Here is an 18,544-nt window from a genome sequence, read left to right as displayed (position 1 = left end):
CGCGAGTGCTAATCACGCGGATACGGGCAAGCAAGGCGGTGAGCTGATGGACGACAGAAAACTTAAAATATTATCTGCGGTGGTAGATGAATATATAGTATCGGGTGAGCCTGTTGGCTCAAAGGCGATAATGGCTCATGTCAAGGCATCCTCCGCTACCATACGAAATGAGATGGCAGAGCTTGAAAAGCAGGGCTATCTTGAACAGCCACATACATCGGCAGGACGTGTGCCCACCTACAAGGGATACAGGCTGTACGTCGATAAGCTGATGGAACAGGATCCTCTGAGTGAGGAAGAAAAGACAAAGCTCGACAGTATGCTGCCCGATGATTTCGTAACGGAGAAGGATCTGGTGGAGAGCGCTTCACTTGCGCTGGCTGAGCTTACAAAGTGTGCTACGGTTGTGGCAAACTCAACACCTAAGTTCTCGCTGATATCCAAGGTGGAGGTAATACCCACAGGCAAGAGGATGTACGTCATACTTATGATAACCTCGAACGGCGAGATCAAGAACAAGGTGTGCAGGCTGGAATTCGACCTTACACATGAACAGCTGGAGTTCTTTGATAACTTCGTCAAGCAGAACCTGAGCGGTGTTCCCATAAGTGAGATATCCGATGCGAATATGGAAAAACTCACTGAGGCTATGGGCGCTTACATGATGACCCTTTCTCCGCTGGTGTCCGAGCTTCTTAAAATGACAAAGGAGCTGGATAGGAGCGTGAGCCTTAAAGGACAGAAGAATCTGCTGACCTGCAAGGATCTTGATCAGGGCGAGATAATATCTTTCCTTGATAATGAAAAGGAACTCATGGCTTTCATTGACGGCACGTTCTCAGGACTGAACGTAAAGTTCTCACCTGAAACGGACGGCTTTGTGATACACAATTCCTCGATGATAACCGCACCGTTCTCAAAGGACGGACAAATGGCAGGTGCGCTGGGACTTATAGGCCCCATGAGGATAGATTACGCAAAATTCATACCATATCTTGAGTACTTCACTTCTAGGATAACAGACCTGATATCCGAGAAGGATGATAATGATGACAAATAGGAAAGGCAGGCGCTGGATTTGGCTTTTGATGAAGAAATAAAGGAAGAGCTGGAAGAGGAACTGACGGAAGAGGCTGAGGATACAGCTGATACTCCTGAGGAAACGGAGAATGAGGAGAATAACGAAAGCACTGAGCAGAGCGAGGAGGATAAGCTGAAAGCAGAACTTGCCGATACTAAGGACAAGTACCTCAGGCTCATGGCTGAGTACGATAACTTCCGTAAGCGTTCTGCTAAGGAAAGACTGGATATATCAGCTTCGGTAAAGGCTGATACGGTGGCTGACATACTCCCTGTGCTGGATAATTTTGAAAGAGCACTGGGTACCGAAACTCAGGACGAAGCCTACAAGCAGGGCATAGAGATGATATTCAAGCAGTTCACCGATGCGATGGCAAAGCTTGGCATCGAAGCTATAGACCCCGTAGGCGAGGTATTCGACCCCAATATTGCAAATGCAGTTAACCAGATAGAAGACCCCGAGCTTGGCGAGAACGTTGTGGCTCAGGTATTCCAGAAGGGCTACAGGATAGGCGATAAGGTCATCAGATATGCGATGGTAGTCGTAGCTAATCCGTAGCAGGATATTATAAACGTCAATAACAAGTTAAGATCACTTGAACTTCATATGAACTGAAAGGATGATATTTTATGGCAAAGATTATTGGTATAGACCTTGGTACAACAAACTCATGTGTAGCAGTTATGGAAGGCGGCGAAGCAGTAGTAATCCCCAACAGTGAGGGTGCAAGAACTACTCCTTCCGTTGTAGGTCTTTCCAAGACAGGCGACAGACTTGTAGGTCAGGTAGCTAAGAGACAGGCAGTAACAAACTATGAGAACACCGTTATCTCTATCAAGAGACACATGGGTTCTGACTATAAGGCAAGCATGGGCGGCAAGGAGTATACTCCTCAGGAGATCTCCGCTATGATACTCCAGAAGCTGAAGGCTGACGCTGAGGCTTATCTGGGTGAAAAGGTAACTGAGGCTGTTATCACAGTCCCCGCTTACTTCACCGATGCTCAGAGACAGGCAACAAAGGATGCAGGTCAGATCGCAGGTCTGACTGTTAAGAGAATCATCAACGAGCCTACCGCTGCTGCACTTTCTTACGGTATCGATAAGGAAGAGGATCAGAAGGTAATGGTATACGACCTGGGCGGCGGTACCTTCGATGTATCTATCATCGAAATGGGCGACGGCGTTACAGAAGTTCTTGCAACAGCAGGTAACAACAAGCTGGGCGGCGATGACTTCGACCAGAGGATCATCGACTGGATGGTAGCTGAGTTCAAGACTGCTGAGGGCGTTGACCTCACAGCTGACAAGCTGGCTATGCAGAGACTGAAGGAAGCTGCTGAGAAGGCTAAGATCGAGCTGTCTTCTACTCCTTCTTCCACAATTTCTCTGCCTTTCATCACTGCTGATTCCACAGGTCCCAAGCACCTGGAAATGACACTTACTCAGGCTAAGTTCAACGAGATGACTGCTGATCTGGTCGAGTCCACAATGGGTCCTGTAAGACAGGCACTCTCCGACTCCGGTCTCTCCGCAGGCGATCTTCAGAAGGTACTGATGGTCGGCGGTTCTTCAAGAATCCCCGCAGTTCAGGAAGCTGTTAAGAGATTCATCGGCAAGGAGCCTTTCAAGGGCATCAACCCCGATGAGTGCGTAGCTCTCGGTGCTGCATATCAGGGCGGCGTTCTCGGCGGCGACGTTAAGGACGGTCTGCTGCTGCTGGACGTAACTCCTCTGTCCCTCGGTCTTGAGACCATGGGCGGCGTTTGCACCAAGATCATCGAGAGAAATACAACTATACCTACCAAGAAGAGCCAGATCTTCTCCACCGCTGCTGATAACCAGAGCGCTGTTGATATCAACGTTCTCCAGGGTGAGAGAGAGTTCGCAAGAGATAACAAGCAGCTGGGTATGTTCCGTCTTGACGGCATCGCTCCTGCTCCCAGAGGTATACCTCAGATCGAAGTAACATTCGATATCGATGCTAACGGTATCGTTCACGTATCCGCTAAGGATCTTGGCACAGGCAAGGAGCAGAACATCACGATCACTTCTTCCACAAATATGTCCAAGGAAGACATCGACAAGGCTGTTAAGGAAGCAGAAGCTTTCGCAGCTGAGGACGCTAAGAAGAAGGAAGAAGTTGACATCAGAAACAACGGCGACCAGCTCGCATTCCAGGCTGAAAAGGCTCTGAACGACTTCGGTGATAAGGTAGATGCTGCTGACAAGAGCGACTGCGAGGCTAAGATCGCTGCTCTGAAGGAAGCTCTGAAGGGTACAGATTCTGCTGATATCAAGGCTAAGACCGAGGAACTGCAGAAGACCTTCGAGGGTATAGCTACCAAGGTATACCAGCAGGCAGGCGCACAGGGCGGCGCACAGGGCTTCGACCCCAACAATATGAACATGGGCGGCGCAGCTGCAGGTGCGGCTGACAACAGCGACAAGGGCGGCGATGACGTTATCGACGCTGAGTTCACTGACGCAGACTAATTCGATATGATAACGGCAGCCTCCGTTCCGTATGCGGGACGGGGGCTATACCGATATAGGAGCGATATATATGGCAGATAAAAGAGATTACTATGAAGTCCTCGGTGTGCAGAAAGGTGCTTCGGAGGACGAGCTGAAAAAAGCATTCCGTAAGCTTGCCAAGCAGTATCACCCCGATCTTCACCCGGGAGATAAGGAAGCAGAGGAGAAATTCAAGGAGATAAATGAGGCTTATGAAGTCCTCTCCGACCCTGACAAGAGGTCGAGATACGATCAGTTCGGCCATGCAGGCGTTGACCCCAATTACGGCGGCGGTGCAGGTGCAGGCGGCTTCGGCGGATTCAGCGATATGGGCGATATCTTCGATTCCATATTCGGAGGATTCGGTTTCGGCGGCGGCGGACGTTCAGCCAACCCCAACGCACCAAGACGCGGTGCTGATATCCGTGCAAACCTTACTATCGACTTCATGGAAGCCTGCACAGGCAAGAAAGTGAAGATGAAGTATGCAAGGAACGAGACCTGTCCCGACTGTAACGGCACAGGTGCGGCAGCAGGTTCTTCACCCAAGACCTGTCCCGACTGTCATGGTACCGGTAGTGTAAGGATAAGCCAGAGAACACCTTTCGGTAATATATCTCAGACTACCACCTGTTCGCGATGCGGCGGCAAGGGCAGGGTAGTTGATAACCCCTGCAAGACCTGCGGCGGTCAGGGTATGGTAAAGAAGAGTGTCGAGAGGGATATCGACATACCTGCAGGTATCGACGACGGTCAGACACTGAGAGTTGCAGGTGAGGGACACCGCGGTACCAACGGCGGACCCAGCGGCGATCTGCATATCAATATCACAGTACGTCCCGATCCTATATTCGAGCGTGACGGCTTTGATGTATGGACAGACATACCCATAACCTACGCACAGGCAACACTGGGCGATGAGATAACCGTACCGACGGTATGCGGCAAGGTGAAGTACACAGTCCCCGAGGGTACACAGAACAACACTGTATTCAGGCTGAAGGGTAAGGGTATCAAAAAGCTTAACCGCAACGATCACGGCGATCATTATGTGCGTATCAATGTTGAGGTTCCACGCAATCTTACCCGTGAGCAGAAGGAAAAACTCCGCGAGTTCGAGCGTTCCCTCAATGAGAAGAACTATGCCAAGAAGAACATCTTCAAGGAGAAGCTGGACAAGCTGAAGGACATCTTCAAGTAGGTCCGGCACGTTACGTTTATTGATGTGACGGGCAGTTTGTTTCTCGGCAGCCTTTGAGGGTATTAGGACATACATTAATGAACCTACCGATCGTCAGATAAGCCGGTCTTGTATGTATAATGAAAATAAAACGCAGCCGCACATTCCGGTGCAGCTGCGTTTTTGCTGTATCTTTTGTTTTGGCTGACAGGTCACTTCGCCAGTGCCGGCATCTTTTGTCATAGCTGACAAAGGCTGTCGAGAAGCAAACATATCATCATCACTATGTAAGCTGCGAATTGGCATCCCGTGTCAGGGATATCTTCATCTCATACCTGTCCTTGTGTGCGCCTTTGGGGATGGCTGTGCCGTATTCTCCGTTGAAGCAAGCCTTGCAGCAGCCTGCGCCGCAGTTGAGTTCGTCTACTCTTTCCACAGGCAGATATCCCAGACTGTCTGCACCCATCATGGCTGCTATCTCCTCGGGTGTGTGATGATCTGCTATCAGACCCTTCTCCGAGTCTATATCAGTGCCGTAATAACAAGGGTGCAGGAAGGGAGGCGCACTTACACGGAAATGTATCTCCTTAGCCCCTGCCTCACGCAGCAGCACTACTATTCGTCCGCCCGTGGTGCCGCGAACTATTGAGTCATCCACCAGTACCACACGCTTGCCCTTGACCGTATCGCTGACTGCTGCCAGCTTTATGCGCACCTTGTCCGTCCTTGTTGACTGCGTAGGCGCTATGAAGGTTCGCCCTATGTACTTGTTCTTTATCAGCCCTATGCCGTAGGGTATGCCCGATGCCTGTGAGAATCCCAGTGCCGCATCAAGCCCCGAATCAGGCACGCCTATAACTATATCCGCATCCGCAGGACTTTCCTCAGCCAGTATCCGCCCTGCCCTTAGTCTTGCGTTGTGCACGCTCACACCGTCTATCTCCGAATCGGGTCTTGCGAAGTATATGTACTCCAATATGCAGGTCTGCTTTGGCTTGATGCCGCAGTGCGATCTGTCCGAACGCATACCGTCATTTGAGAATATCAGCATCTCTCCCGGCTCTATATCCCTGACAAACTCAGCACCGATGGCAGTCAGCGCACAGCTTTCGGAGGCCACCGCATAACCGCCGTCAGGCATGGTACCGTAGCAAAGGGGACGGTATCCGTAGGGATCGCGCACTGCTATCAGCTTGGTAGGTGACATTACCACCAGTGAGTATGCACCGTCTATTATATCCATAGTCCCCAGCACAGCATCCTCTATGGAAGGCTTTTTAAGCCGCATCTTGGTTATCTCGTAAGCTATGGTCTCAGTGTCCGATGTGGTGTGGAATATGGCACCTGTAAGCTCCAGTGCAGATCTCAGTTCTGCCGCATTTGAAAGATTGCCGTTGTGTGCTATCGCCATGCGCCCCTTCTGATGATTGACTACTATCGGCTGACAGTTCCTGCGCTCGTTGCCCCCTGTGGTGGAGTACCTTACATGACCTATCGCCATAGTGCCGCAGGGGAGTTCAGCAAGGCTCCTGTGATCGAATACCTCTCCCACAAGACCTGTGTCCTTGTGGGCTGTTATCACACCGTCATCGCATACAGCTATGCCGCAGCCCTCCTGACCGCGGTGCTGAAGGGCATACAGCCCGTAGTACACCGTTTCCGCCAACGGCTGATGTTCTTTCCCGAATATACCTATTATGCCGCATTCCTCATGCAGACCGCCCATGATGATCCCTCCGTAAAAAAATAAAACGCCCACAGCAGACCATAGCCTGTCGTGAACGTCATCGTCCTGTATATCATATTACAGTACAATGATACCACTTTCAGGGGCAAAAGTCAACGTCTGGTGAAAATCTTGTTGCAGTTCAACATAAATTATTCGCATAGGAAAACTTCAATAGGCAAAATATGCCAAAGTCGTAAAATTGGGGTTGACAAATGGCAGAACTTGGTGTATGATATGACACATGAACAGCAACGGGGCTGCAAGGTGTAAAAGCTTTGCAGCCTTTTGTATTTGCAGACCGTCAATGGGGTTGCTGACACAAGCGCTTGAAAAGAATATTTTGCACAATGAGGTGCGTGAGTCTTTATCTGACTTGCGCACCTTTTCATTTGGGAGGTAATACTAATGGACGTACAGGAAATTGTACAGGAAGTCACACAGGCTTCCGATAAGACTGTATTCGGCGTATGGTTCATGATAGCTGTTGCGCTGGTATTCTTTATGCAGGCAGGCTTCGCTATGGTGGAAACAGGCTTCACCAGGGCAAAGAACGCGGGCAATATCATTATGAAGAACCTTATGGACTTCTGCATCGGTACAGTGGCATTCATCGCCATAGGCTTCGGGCTTCTCCTCGGTGAGGACGCTGCAGGTCTTATAGGCAAGCCCGGATTCGATATCTTCACAAGCTACGAAAATTTCGCGTGGGATCAGTTCGTTTTCAACCTTGTGTTCTGCGCAACTACCGCGACTATCGTTTCAGGCGCTATGGCTGAGCGTACAAAGTTCCTTTCGTACTGTGTATACTCAGGTATCATCAGCGCATTCATATACCCCGTTGAAGCTCACTGGATATGGGGCGGTGGCTGGCTGGCTCAGATGGGATTCCACGATCTTTCGGGTTCATGTGCAATTCACATGGTTGGCGGTGTCTGTGCCCTCATCGGCGCTAAGTTCGTCGGTCCCCGTATCGGCAAGTTCGTAAAGACCAAGGACGGAGATATCAAGGTAAACGCTATCCCCGGTCATAACCTTACTATCGGCGCACTGGGCGTGTTCATCCTCTGGTTCGGCTGGTACGGCTTCAACCCTGCAGCAGCTTCCACAGTCGGACAGCTCGATTCCATATTCCTCACCACAACAGTAGCACCCGCTATCGCAACAGTTACCTGTATGGTATTCACATGGCTGAAATACGGCAAGCCCGATGTTTCCATGTGCCTCAACGGTTCACTGGCAGGTCTTGTAGGCATCACCGCAGGCTGTGATGTAATGGACTGCTTAGGCGCTGTCCTCGTCGGCATCGTATCAGGCTTCCTGGTATGCTTCGGCGTATGGTTCCTTGATTATAAGCTCCACATTGATGACCCCGTTGGTGCGGTGGCAGTTCACATGATGAACGGTATCTGGGGCACGATCGCTGTAGGTCTGTTCGCTACAAAGACTTCTCCCGGATACGCTATCCAGCTTGAATGCGGCGGCATCAAGGCTGAGGGTCTGTTCTACGGCGGCGGCTTCGAGCAGCTGGGACTTCAGCTCATAGGCTTTGCAGCAGTCGCAGCATGGGCAGCAGTGGCTATATCTATCACATTCCTCATCATCAAGAAAACACTGGGTCTCAGAGCCTCCGAGCAGGAAGAGATCATCGGTATGGATATCACCGAGCATGGTCTGGTATCCTCCTATGCAGACTTCGCTCCTTCCATGAACGATGCATCCGTATACGGCTACACCAAGGACGACGCTAAGAGCGTGAAGAAGGTGGAAGGTCAGGTGCCTGCACTGAAGGTGCCCGTAGAAAAGGCAGTAGAGGTAGAAAGCTATGTAGCACCCACCTCTGACGGTCACCCCAGGATGACCAAGGTTGTCATCGTATTCAAGGAGCAGAAGCTCCAGGCACTTATACAGGCTATGGAAGCTATCGACGTAACAGGTATTACCGTTACCCACGTTATCGGCTGCGGTATGCAGAACGGTCAGCGCCATTACTACAGAGGTACTTCTATCGAGATGAACCTGCTGCCTAAGGTAAAGGCTGAGATAGTTGTATGCGCAGTACCTGTTAGCAAGGTGATTGATGCAGCAAGAAGCGCCCTGTATACAGGCAACTACGGCGACGGCAAGCTGTTCATCTATCCAATAGAGAACGTCATCAAGGTGCGTACAGGCGAACAGGGCTACGATGCACTGCAGAACTTTGATGAAGATTAAACCGCTTTATACCATACAGACCTCTGTACTGTAAAATAACAAAGAAACGCGCGTTGTCATTATCGGCAGCGCGCGTTGCTTTTTGGGCATCGGCTGCAGGGGATTGTATTACCATACTAACGCTGTATGTGACGTGTTGCGTGCCCGCACTAGGGGACTGTTGTTCCAAAATAGCTTACAACGGACACCGAGAAACGAACTGCCCATATACACTGTGTTGGTTACGTGTTGCGTACCCGCGCGAGAAAACTACTGTTTCAACATAGCATACAACGGACACCGAGAAACAAACTGCCCGTACACACTATGTTAGTAACGTGTTGCGTACCCGCGCTAGGGTCATTTTGAGGTTAATGGGTGGGGGGATAAACTTTTTCAATTGTGCATTCTGTCGAATTTTGTATAGCCCACATCATCAATCTTGACGAAGTATTTTGTGAATGTTATAATATTATCAATAGCTTATAATATATTTGATAAAAGACTTTTATTATTTTTTTCACGAGCTTCCTGGGCGCGGACAAGGGCTTCGAGCTCTTTGGCAAAGTCATCTGAAGCCTGTGTGCGTGCATAGTGTTCATAATCTTCCAGCTCCTTGTCGGTGAAGTAAGTGTGCTCCTTTTCAGAGCCGTTGGTGCGCTTATGCCTGACTTTTTCATGTTCCTCGGATATCCAGTTTTTCAGCTTGGCATAGCAGTTGTTGTAGCACTTGCCGGTCTGCTCCATGTAGGAATCCATGCGTTCGATGCATACGTCTGTAAGATGCATACCGAAGCGCTTTATCAGCTGCTCACGTTCTTCATTGGATAATAAGATATTACCAAATTCACCGTATTTATTTCTGATGGGGGCGGGGGGATCTGACGAAGTCAGATCATTAACGGGTCCCTGCACAGCAGGACGCTCTTCGTCTTTATCTTTATCTTTATCCTCATCCTCATCTTTATATTTATCTTTATCTTTTTCTTTATCTTTTTCTTCTTCTTTATCTTTATCGGCATAAACGGCATCCTTTGGTATGCTTTCGGATGCGACCGCATTATTGTTGTTGCCCCAGCGCTTGTTGGCATTCGCACGATTGCGCTCGCATTTTTTCTCGTACTTTTCCGCATCGCGGCGAAGCTGATTGCTCATCTGCAGAAAAGCTATCTTCAGCCCGCCCTTGAATTCGGGGATATCTCCTGTGCGTGCAAAAACAAACAGCGCTCTCAGTAGTTCGCCTCTTTCGGCATCGCTTTCCAGTGCGAGAAAGGTCTCCTCCCACTCCTTGTACATCATAAAACTCTTGCTTGTGTTGTTGATCTGGTTCATAATGATACCTCCTGTTGATAGTCCTGATATGTGCTGCATGAAAAGCGTGACAGTTTTTATCTGCATTTTTTTCATACCGCATATTTCCATGTTGATGTGAACGTATGCGTTTGCATACCCTTTCACTATCACCCTAAAAGGGTCAAAAAGTTGTACGTTTTTGTACAACTGTTTCAGAAATATGTCTAAAATAAATGTAAAAACATATGTTTGCACAAAACTGCACCACCAAAATTGTGCAGAAAGAATAGAGTTTTGTGAACAAAAGATGTCCTGCAAAATGACAAATATTGGCAGAGAGAGCTTGGTCTTTTGCGGGAGATCTTAAAAAAAGAAGGAGGCATTTTAATGGCTGTAAAGAAAAAAGCTATCATAATTCCGACAGTGATAGCACTGCTGGCAGGCGGCGGACTGTTTGCCTGTAACACATTGTCATCGGCTGCTAAGGAAAGCATGATGGCTAACTCAAAGTATTCCGCTATACCCGCGGGGGAGAACGACCTTTCAAAGGTGATATCCACTACGGGAAATGTCATCGGCAACGGCACTGTTGACGTTACCACAAAGCTTACCTGCCCCGTCAGTGAGGTAAAGGTCAGCCTTGGTGATATGGTCAAGGAGGGCGACCTGCTGTGCGAGTTCGATCCCACCGAACTTCAGGAGGAATATGATACCTTGAAAAAGAAAATGGATAATTCCGATAAGAAGGAGAAATCCGACAGCAGCAAGAACCAGCGTGATCTCGAAGCTGCAAAGACTAAGAAAGAGGCGGCTCTTGCAAGGGCACAGCGCGTTATAGATAAGGCAGAGGAAGTCCGTGACGATGCTTATGAAAAGTACAACAGCCTCTGCGGCGAGTACAATAACGCTGTGAACAATAATGACCCCAACTACGATTACACAGGTGTATTTGCTTCCCTCAAACAGCTTGAAGCAGGACTTTCCGATCTTGATGACGCTGTGACCACAGCAAAAGACGGCTACAATGATACCGAATCTCAGTGGAACGACACTATCCAGAAATTGCAGGACGTTATCGACGGTGAAGCCTTCGACATCGGCAGCGACGATCAGAAGACCCTTGATAAGCTTGCAGAGCAGATCGAGCAGTGCAAGGTGTATGCTCCACAGTCGGGCATAATCACCGCCCTTAATGTAAATGAGGGCAGTGTACCCTCATCACCTTCACTGATGACCATTGTCAATACCGATAAGACCGTCATAGAACTGACAGTCAAGGAAACGGATATCACAAAGATAGCCGAGGGAATGAAAGCCAAGGTGACCTCCAAGGTGCTTCCCGGTGAGGAGTTTGCGGCTTCCATAACACGTATAGTAAACGTGGTTTCCACCGATGTTTCAGCCGAAGGTTCTTCATCAGGCTATAAAGTCGAGGTCACACTCGATGAGACCAACGACAGCCTGCTCATCGGTATGACGGCTTCGGTAGATATCACTATAGAGGAAGTAGGTGAAAAGCTCAGTGTGCCTTATTCCGGTATAATCGAGGAGGATGGCGGTGATTACGTATTTGTAGCCGAGCCTGCCGATGACGAAGAGGGCGGCTATATCGCCAGAAAGAAAAAGGTCGTTAAAGGCGCTGAGAGTGACTTCTATGTTGAGGTCAAGAGCGGCGAGGTCAAAAGCGGTGACCTTATCATCGAAGACCCCAAGGGCGGTGATCTGCCCGAGGTAGAGGACGGAGCGAGGGTAAAGGTAAATGAAAAGAAAAAGTGACCCCGTTATCCACATGGAATCCGTGACCAAGAAGTACTACGTGGGTGAGCCTAACGAGCTGCAGATACTTTTTGATATCGGACTTGATATCTACGAGGGCGAGTTCGTATCCATAGTCGGGGCTTCGGGTTCGGGCAAAAGTACGCTGATGAATATAATCGGTCTTCTGGACAGGCAGACCGATGGCGAGTATGACCTGAACGGGACCTCTACCAAGACACTGGATGATAAACAGCTCTCACGAATAAGGAACAAGGAGATAGGCTTCGTGTTCCAGAACTTTAATCTTATACCTAAGATAAGTGCCCTGAAAAACGTGGAGATGCCCATGATGTATGCGGGCGTATCCCAGAAGAAGCGAACGGAACGCGCTATGGAGCTCATAGAACTTGTGGGTATGTCCGACAGATACACCCATGACCCCGCAAGGCTTTCGGGCGGACAGAAACAGCGTGTAGCTATCGCAAGGGCTATGGCGAATGATCCTTCCATAATCCTCGCTGACGAACCTACGGGCGCTCTTGATACCAAGACTGGCAGAATGGTTATGGATCTTTTCCATAAACTCCATGAGGAGGAGGGCAAGACCATAGTCCTCATAACCCACAGCCCGGAACTTGCCGCCGAATGCCAGCGCATGATAACCATAAGCGATGGCAGGATAGTCGGTGACGATTATAAAAAGGAGGTGCTGTTGTGAACTTCCTTGAAAGCATAAAAATGGCGTTCTCCTCTCTGGCGATAAACAAGCTGAGATCATTCCTGACCATGCTGGGTATTATAATAGGTATAAGCGCGGTGATAACCATCACCACCATAGGTAATTCCATATCGAAAACACTGAGTTCTACCTTTGACCAGTTAGGTGACGTAAAGCTCACCATCTATCCCGAGATAAGGGATGATTACGAGGGCAAGTATCCCGACACCGATGACGATACCCTCACCCTTGAAAAGGTGCAGGGACTTGTAGCACAGCACCCGGGTGAACTTACCTACAGCTGTAACGATCTGTATGATGCCGCTGATATAGTCAATGAAAACGGCGAGACATTTTCAGCTGTGCTGCTTGGCGTATCGGGAGATTATTTCGATCCGCCCCAGTTAAAAAAGCAGATAGTACAGGGACGTGCCCCGAATAACGCTGATAATGAGGGCAAAAGACATACCTGTATAGTTTCGGATGTCTTCTGCGAACAGTATTTCGGCAGTACAGATAACGCACTTGGAAAGACCATAAAGTTTGAATTGAAGAGGAATGCCAATATAAGCCTTACGATAGTGGGCATCATGGAGTATACCGAGCTTGAAAAGAGCGAGATGAAGATCAACACCACGAAGAACAAGCTGGATATAATGACTTAACAGGCTCTAACGGTTTAGATGACCATTTTTACTGGTTATAGAGCCGTTTCACGAAAAATGACAACCCCAACAAGGAATATAAGGAAAGGTCATTAGCCACCACTCAAAGGCTAAAATCCTCTTATGAAAGGAACATTACTATGAAAGCTAATACTAAGAATACAAAGGGCAGCTCTCCTATGAAGAAGCTCATTCCCGCTGCCGGAATGCTCATGATCTCCGCTACAATGCTGGCGACAAGTACGTTCGCATGGTTCACAATGAACAAAGAAGTTCAGGTGACAGGTATGGAAGTCAAGGCAAAGGCTGAGAAAGGCTTGCTTATCAATGAAGTAGCAACTTCGGGCGATACCAATTGGGATGAAGAGGCTAAGAGTACAGCTAATGCTGGTGCAACACTTATTCCTATGTCCAGTGCAGATATGTCAACATGGGCTCATGCTAACAGCGTTGCCGCTAACGCATCGGCAAAAGGAACCGCAGCTAATACTAAAAGTGATAAACTTAGCAGTGCTGGTTATGAAATTTTCACTTTAGCAACTACTGCTGGTGGAAATAATCTTTCGAGTGGAAAACTTGATTTTATACAGGCGACTGCTGCGGCAGCTGGAACGGATGCAGAAGCAAATATCTACTACAAGGAAAAAGATGGTACGGCGGCTGCAATAGGCGATAATGATGATGGAGCATTTATCAAGTATACTTACTATGTTAAGTCGTCTTCTTCTAACGCAATAACACTCAATGCAGATTTGACTAACGATGGTGATGATACCCTTTATGTAAAGGAAATAAAGGTAAGCGGACTGGATAAGAATACAGACGGAGATGCTCTTGCACACGACTTAGATAAAACTCTCCGTGTTGCTGTGTTGCCTACTGGCGGTAGTGCATTGACGTTTGCTCCAGTTGCTGGTGCTGATAGTAGTTATTTTATAGCGTCTGCATATGATACTTCTACAAAGGCAGTAACAAGTGCAGCGGCATCGTTGGCAACTGGAACAGCAGGACTTGATTTGACAGGAACATCAGCTGTATCCACTTGGACTGCAACTACTGCATCGAATACTACTGATGGTTTAAGCCTTGCGACTCTTCCGGCTACAACATCTGATGGTGCAAAAATTGATGTATACATTTGGTTTGAGGGCGAAGACTCTAACTGTAATACTGATAATATTTATTCTGATCTTGATGAATTGACTGTTGAGATCGTATTCGGTCTTAAGTAAAGCTGTCAAGGCTAAATACAAAACTGATCTACTCTGATAGAATACTTAACCCGCCGGACAGCTAATGCTCGGCGGGTTTACTTCATAACAGGAATAAGTGAAAATCGGGTAAAATCTACGCCTATACTATTGAAACACAAGGCGTTTTGTGATATAATATATAGTGAAGTAGTATAATAATTATATCGCAATTTGACCTGAGAAAATATCGTGAAAGGTTCGATTGCGTATGAAAAGAAAATCTCATTTTCGGCATACCAAATCAAGGAAAATATCAGATGATGATTATGAGTTTTCGGAGGAATATAAAGCCGAGGATAGTCGGCTGATCGAGGTGGAGGGTTCGCTGTCACCTCTAATGTCATTTATCAGCATAGTCCTTTTGATATTATTCACAATGTACCTAATCGCAGTCAAACATTCGGGCGGTAAGATAACTTCTCCGAAAGAAGCTATATCTGATTTCTTTATGCCTATGAGATCGGACTACTATGAAATGCGTGTTGATGAAGATTTTGAAGCGAACACCAATGAAGAAGTCTCAAAGTTTATGCAGGATAACGGTTATTCCGATAGCCTGAAAACATCTGCTTTCAACCGCAACACAGCTATGTATCTGAAACAGGAGGACGGCAGATCGGTCACGCTCCCCGGCTCCTATGGCTCTACCACATTTTATATCAAGCCTAAGAAAGCAGATGCCGACCTCTCTATTCATATTACATATGATGTGTTTGCTGTTACGGAGCTTGCAGACGGCAGCTTGGTGAAGATGTCAGAGGTGGATTGTTCTGACACTACCGAACGTAAATGTCTTGACAATATTGACGAGCTGTTGAACGGTCATATCCTTTTCTTTAGGGAAAATTGCAACGGAAAGTACAGCGGTCTGATTGAAAACGGCGAAATGATATACCGCACAAGCGAACACATGGACGATCTGAACGCCAGCGGAGAATACAAGATAAAGGTCTATTGGATATGGGCAGAATATTATGAGCAATTAGTCAATACTCAGGCTGACGGAGCGTTGTTTGATAACAGCGACCAACAGGCTGAAATGCTTGAATATATCAAGAACAATCCTGACGAGTTCCTGTGTACCGCAGAAATCGGAGCAATTCCCGACGGAACGGAAATGACCGACTATGACATTCTAAGCGATTATTACGATAACGGCGATAAGCTGATTATTGAAAATACAAAATACTTCGGATTTAACGTTCGCACTTATGCCGAGTAATGATAAGCGAGGTGGGGCAGATGAATGAAAAGAATAATATAAATCTTGCGGATTCTGCCTCTGAGGAATTGTTGGAGCGTAAGAAAATGCAAAAGGCAGCTCTTATAAAAATGGGAGCTATGCTTGTTTTAAGCACTATTATGCTGATTTTTTCCTCGATAGCTTGGTTTACAAATAATTCTGAAAACTCGGCAAGCGGTATGAAAGTATCTATAAAGGGTCCGGAATATGAGATCTCAGTACTTACCAATGGAAATAATGGTGTATATGATGATTATCTTGATTTAGTACACGATGATACAGCAATCATATGGAAGATGAACGGCACTGACTCCAACGGTCTGGAACAGAATATAGGCAACTATCACTCAATTACAGGCGTTGAAGATGACGGTATTCACCCTGATTGCAGAGGTTATGTAACTTTCTATGTTACGCCGAGAGTAAGTTCGGTTGATTTAGACTTTTCATTTGAATTGATAGGTTATAATCCCGTAACGGAGAATAATATAACATCAATGGTACAGCTTGATTCAACCAATGATGCTGATGTCATCAATTATCTGAATGGTCATATTCTTTTATTTGAAGATTATGATCTGGCTACGGATACATACTCAGGACTAATAAAGAATACTACTTCATTAAGCCGACTTCTTTCAGATAAGACGTACACGGGTAAAGATACAACAATCCCCGTAAATATCTATTGGGTTTGGGTAAACAACTTTAGCGATCTGCTGAATACGCACACCGTCACAGAACACGATGATGTTCTTAATGAAGATGTTGAAGTTACATACCCATTTTGTGATGATAGCGATTTTCTTGATTATATCGAAGATAATCCACAATACTTTATGAAAGGCATTACAACTGCTGACAATGTGTCTATATCAGATATTAACAGTAACTACCTATATTACGGAGGAAGATACAATCAAGCTGATAACATCATAGGTGCGAGAGTACGTTATCTATTATTGTCGATGACAGTCTCCGTATCATAAGGAGGTGGCTTTGATGAACCAAATGAAGGAATTTATCAATAAACTTACAACTGCACAGAAGATTCAAGCCGCCATTGCCGCTGTTGCTACCCTTTTTCTTATGGTAGCAGTACCTGTCTATGCGTGGCTTTCATATACAAGTAAAATCGAAACAATGACGAAAGTTCAAGAGCCACCCAGCCTTGACTTATGTGCCGGTGATGGTGATACTGTTGAATATTTTGAGCTTAGTAACATCGACCTGGAGAATATTCAGAAGACGGGGAAACCACAATGTTATGTATTTGGTGTAATAACAGGAAATTCAAAAACATATTACGATATTCAGCTTGCTCATACTACAAATATTCCTTTCACATATACTCTATACAGAGCAGAAGAAGCATTGGCATCTGATACGGATATTGTTACTTATGAATCACCTGTTGGAGATAAAACCGTAAACTATAAAAGAACCATTGAATCTGGAAAAACGGTAGCCGAACCTTTAGATTTAGTTGATTTGAATCCTGATGAGGATAACGAGGATTACTATGGAAGAATACTTGGGCTAAAAGGTGATGATTTTTATGACCTTGTTTATGACGGAAATGATAAGCCTGAGATATATGCAGTTCCAATATATTCACAGGTTCAGGAATTAGAAACACGGGACGTTAATCACGACTTTTATATTTTGGAAATAGGTTGGGCTTCTGAAAGCTCCTCTACGAACTTTACCAAATGGAATGCAGCATCAAATAATAAAGAAACAGACATCATTTACATTACAGCCAGCCGAACCACCGAATAAAAGTGAAATCAAGTTATAGAAAGGGATGAGATCATGAAAGTAAACTTTGAAAGCATTAAGAAACGGCTGAAAAAGCATTGGGCACTGGTATGGCTTGTTAGTACGTTGTTTGCTGTAAGTGTTTTCGTGGTCTTTGCATCATATACCGGTGTTAATTCTGTAAAACGTGTAGTTTCCACAAGACCGGCAGACAGTGTGATGTTTTCATCTAATTCTTTGAAATCATCAGCAACTTCTCAGCGACTATCCTCAACGGCATATACTATTACAGTTTGTAATTTTGCTCAGGAAAATGCCTTAGAAGTAAATCCTGATAATATCACCTATACTTTGAATGCATCTTTAGCAATAAAAAACGGTAATGATTTTGTAAAACTTTCAGAGTACACAGGGGCTGATAAAGCAGACTACATTTCTAAGTTGAAATTAGGGACTAACGAGCAGAGAACCTATTCCATCCAATTCATAAAAGACGATGAGAATGCAACTGGTCTCGGTGATGCCATCAACCTTGTTACAGAGTCAGATTATAGTACAACGTTTACCACCAATTGCGCTCTTAAAGGGACGGTAAGCTCTACTGATTCATTCAAGATAATTCTTGATGATGCTGAACAAGAAAAGACCGAACCTGAGTTCTATATTTATGTTGAGGCAGTTCCTTCGTCCCCTGCATCTTTACATACAACTCTTAGTAACTATTTCGGAACTGCTGAAAGTACAGCGGAAGCTGCTTCATGGACAGGAGAACTGGTTGAGTCAGATGATTGTTCAAGTGTGTCTTATGATTTTTATAATTATGTTTTAACCGGAAGCGGTGTCGGAACGGTAGACATAATGTGGGATTCAACCAAATTTGAGATAAACGAGTTCTTCTTTAGTGAGCTGTCAGGAAACGAATTTGTTCTTTATGACAGCAATGGTGAAGCTGCTGAAACGGGTTCTATAATCAAGAACGCTACTCGTGCAAACTGGAAAATGGTAACATTAATGGTTGACTCCACTGATATAAACAGATACCAAATACAGTTATATAAAGTTGATGGCGAAACACAGTACATTGGAACAAATAGTGCATCTAACTTTATTGATTGCGAATTTCATAGTGAGAATTCTTCATCATGATTGTGAGGTGA

The 18,544-nt window shown here is 46.3% G+C and carries 15 protein-coding genes; 13 read left to right on the top strand and 2 right to left on the bottom strand.

Annotation, left to right across the window (positions count from 1 at the left end; translation table 11 throughout):
• The first annotated feature begins 46 nt into the window (after window positions 1-46).
• From hrcA to dnaJ, 4 genes are all read left to right on the top strand, one after another.
• On the top strand, window positions 47-1,060 hold the full coding sequence (gene hrcA, locus RUMAL_RS20060; RefSeq protein ID WP_013483906.1) for a heat-inducible transcriptional repressor HrcA: 1,014 nt from the start codon (window positions 47-49) through the stop codon (window positions 1,058-1,060).
• A gap of 18 nt (window positions 1,061-1,078) precedes the next feature.
• Window positions 1,079-1,639 carry a nucleotide exchange factor GrpE gene (gene grpE, locus RUMAL_RS20055; RefSeq protein ID WP_013483905.1) on the top strand — a complete coding sequence of 187 codons (561 nt, stop codon included), beginning with the start codon at window positions 1,079-1,081 and terminating at the stop codon, window positions 1,637-1,639.
• Between the two features lie 71 nt (window positions 1,640-1,710).
• Entirely contained in the window at window positions 1,711-3,576 is a 1,866-nt protein-coding gene (dnaK, locus tag RUMAL_RS20050) for a molecular chaperone DnaK (protein WP_013483904.1), read from the top strand.
• 70 nt (window positions 3,577-3,646) lie between these two features.
• Complete coding sequence (gene dnaJ, locus RUMAL_RS20045; RefSeq protein ID WP_013483903.1) at window positions 3,647-4,798, top strand: molecular chaperone DnaJ; 1,152 nt, start codon at window positions 3,647-3,649, stop codon at window positions 4,796-4,798.
• Between the two features lie 262 nt (window positions 4,799-5,060).
• Here the strand turns inward: dnaJ and purF are convergent, their stop codons facing one another.
• On the bottom strand, window positions 5,061-6,503 hold the full coding sequence (purF, locus tag RUMAL_RS20040; RefSeq protein WP_013483902.1) for an amidophosphoribosyltransferase: 1,443 nt from the start codon (window positions 6,501-6,503) through the stop codon (window positions 5,061-5,063).
• 408 nt (window positions 6,504-6,911) lie between these two features.
• Between purF and RUMAL_RS20035 the strand changes: the two genes are divergently transcribed.
• Entirely contained in the window at window positions 6,912-8,717 is a 1,806-nt protein-coding gene (locus RUMAL_RS20035; RefSeq protein ID WP_013483901.1) for an ammonium transporter, read from the top strand.
• A gap of 462 nt (window positions 8,718-9,179) precedes the next feature.
• On the opposite strand, the gene RUMAL_RS20030 is transcribed toward RUMAL_RS20035, so the two are convergent.
• A complete protein-coding gene (locus tag RUMAL_RS20030; protein WP_013483900.1) occupies window positions 9,180-10,028 on the bottom strand; it encodes a DUF6291 domain-containing protein in 849 nt (282 codons plus the stop codon).
• Between the two features lie 348 nt (window positions 10,029-10,376).
• On the opposite strand from RUMAL_RS20030, the gene RUMAL_RS20025 reads away from it, so the two are divergent.
• The 8 genes from RUMAL_RS20025 (at window position 10,377) to RUMAL_RS19990 (ending at window position 18,533) form a co-directional block, all read left to right on the top strand.
• Window positions 10,377-11,765 carry an efflux RND transporter periplasmic adaptor subunit gene (locus RUMAL_RS20025; protein ID WP_013483899.1) on the top strand — a complete coding sequence of 463 codons (1,389 nt, stop codon included), beginning with the start codon at window positions 10,377-10,379 and terminating at the stop codon, window positions 11,763-11,765.
• Window positions 11,749-12,465, top strand: a complete 717-nt coding sequence (locus RUMAL_RS20020; RefSeq protein ID WP_013483898.1) for an ABC transporter ATP-binding protein — start codon at window positions 11,749-11,751, stop codon at window positions 12,463-12,465. The genes RUMAL_RS20025 and RUMAL_RS20020 overlap by 17 nt, the downstream gene beginning before the upstream one ends.
• Window positions 12,462-13,130, top strand: coding sequence for an ABC transporter permease (locus tag RUMAL_RS20015; protein WP_013483897.1), 669 nt, complete (start codon window positions 12,462-12,464; stop codon window positions 13,128-13,130). Before RUMAL_RS20020 ends, RUMAL_RS20015 begins: the two co-directional genes overlap by 4 nt.
• 140 nt (window positions 13,131-13,270) lie before the next feature.
• Window positions 13,271-14,362 (top strand): hypothetical protein, encoded by a 1,092-nt coding sequence (locus tag RUMAL_RS20010; protein ID WP_013483896.1) that lies wholly within the window; start codon window positions 13,271-13,273, stop codon window positions 14,360-14,362.
• 229 nt (window positions 14,363-14,591) lie between these two features.
• Entirely contained in the window at window positions 14,592-15,605 is a 1,014-nt protein-coding gene (locus RUMAL_RS20005; protein WP_013483895.1) for a hypothetical protein, read from the top strand.
• Between the two features lie 20 nt (window positions 15,606-15,625).
• The gene (locus RUMAL_RS20000) at window positions 15,626-16,615 is read left to right on the top strand and encodes a hypothetical protein (RefSeq protein ID WP_013483894.1); all 990 of its coding nucleotides are present in this window, start codon (window positions 15,626-15,628) and stop codon (window positions 16,613-16,615) included.
• 13 nt (window positions 16,616-16,628) lie between these two features.
• Window positions 16,629-17,408 (top strand): hypothetical protein, encoded by a 780-nt coding sequence (locus tag RUMAL_RS19995; protein ID WP_013483893.1) that lies wholly within the window; start codon window positions 16,629-16,631, stop codon window positions 17,406-17,408.
• Between the two features lie 33 nt (window positions 17,409-17,441).
• Window positions 17,442-18,533 carry a hypothetical protein gene (locus tag RUMAL_RS19990; RefSeq protein WP_013483892.1) on the top strand — a complete coding sequence of 364 codons (1,092 nt, stop codon included), beginning with the start codon at window positions 17,442-17,444 and terminating at the stop codon, window positions 18,531-18,533.
• The last annotated feature ends 11 nt before the right edge of the window (window positions 18,534-18,544 follow it).

The sequence above is a fragment of the Ruminococcus albus 7 = DSM 20455 genome (assembly GCF_000179635.2).
In the GTDB taxonomy this organism is placed as follows: domain Bacteria; phylum Bacillota; class Clostridia; order Oscillospirales; family Ruminococcaceae; genus Hominimerdicola; species Hominimerdicola alba.
The sequence above is the reverse complement of the archived record's forward strand: the minus strand, read 5'-3'. Positions and strand labels throughout refer to the sequence as shown.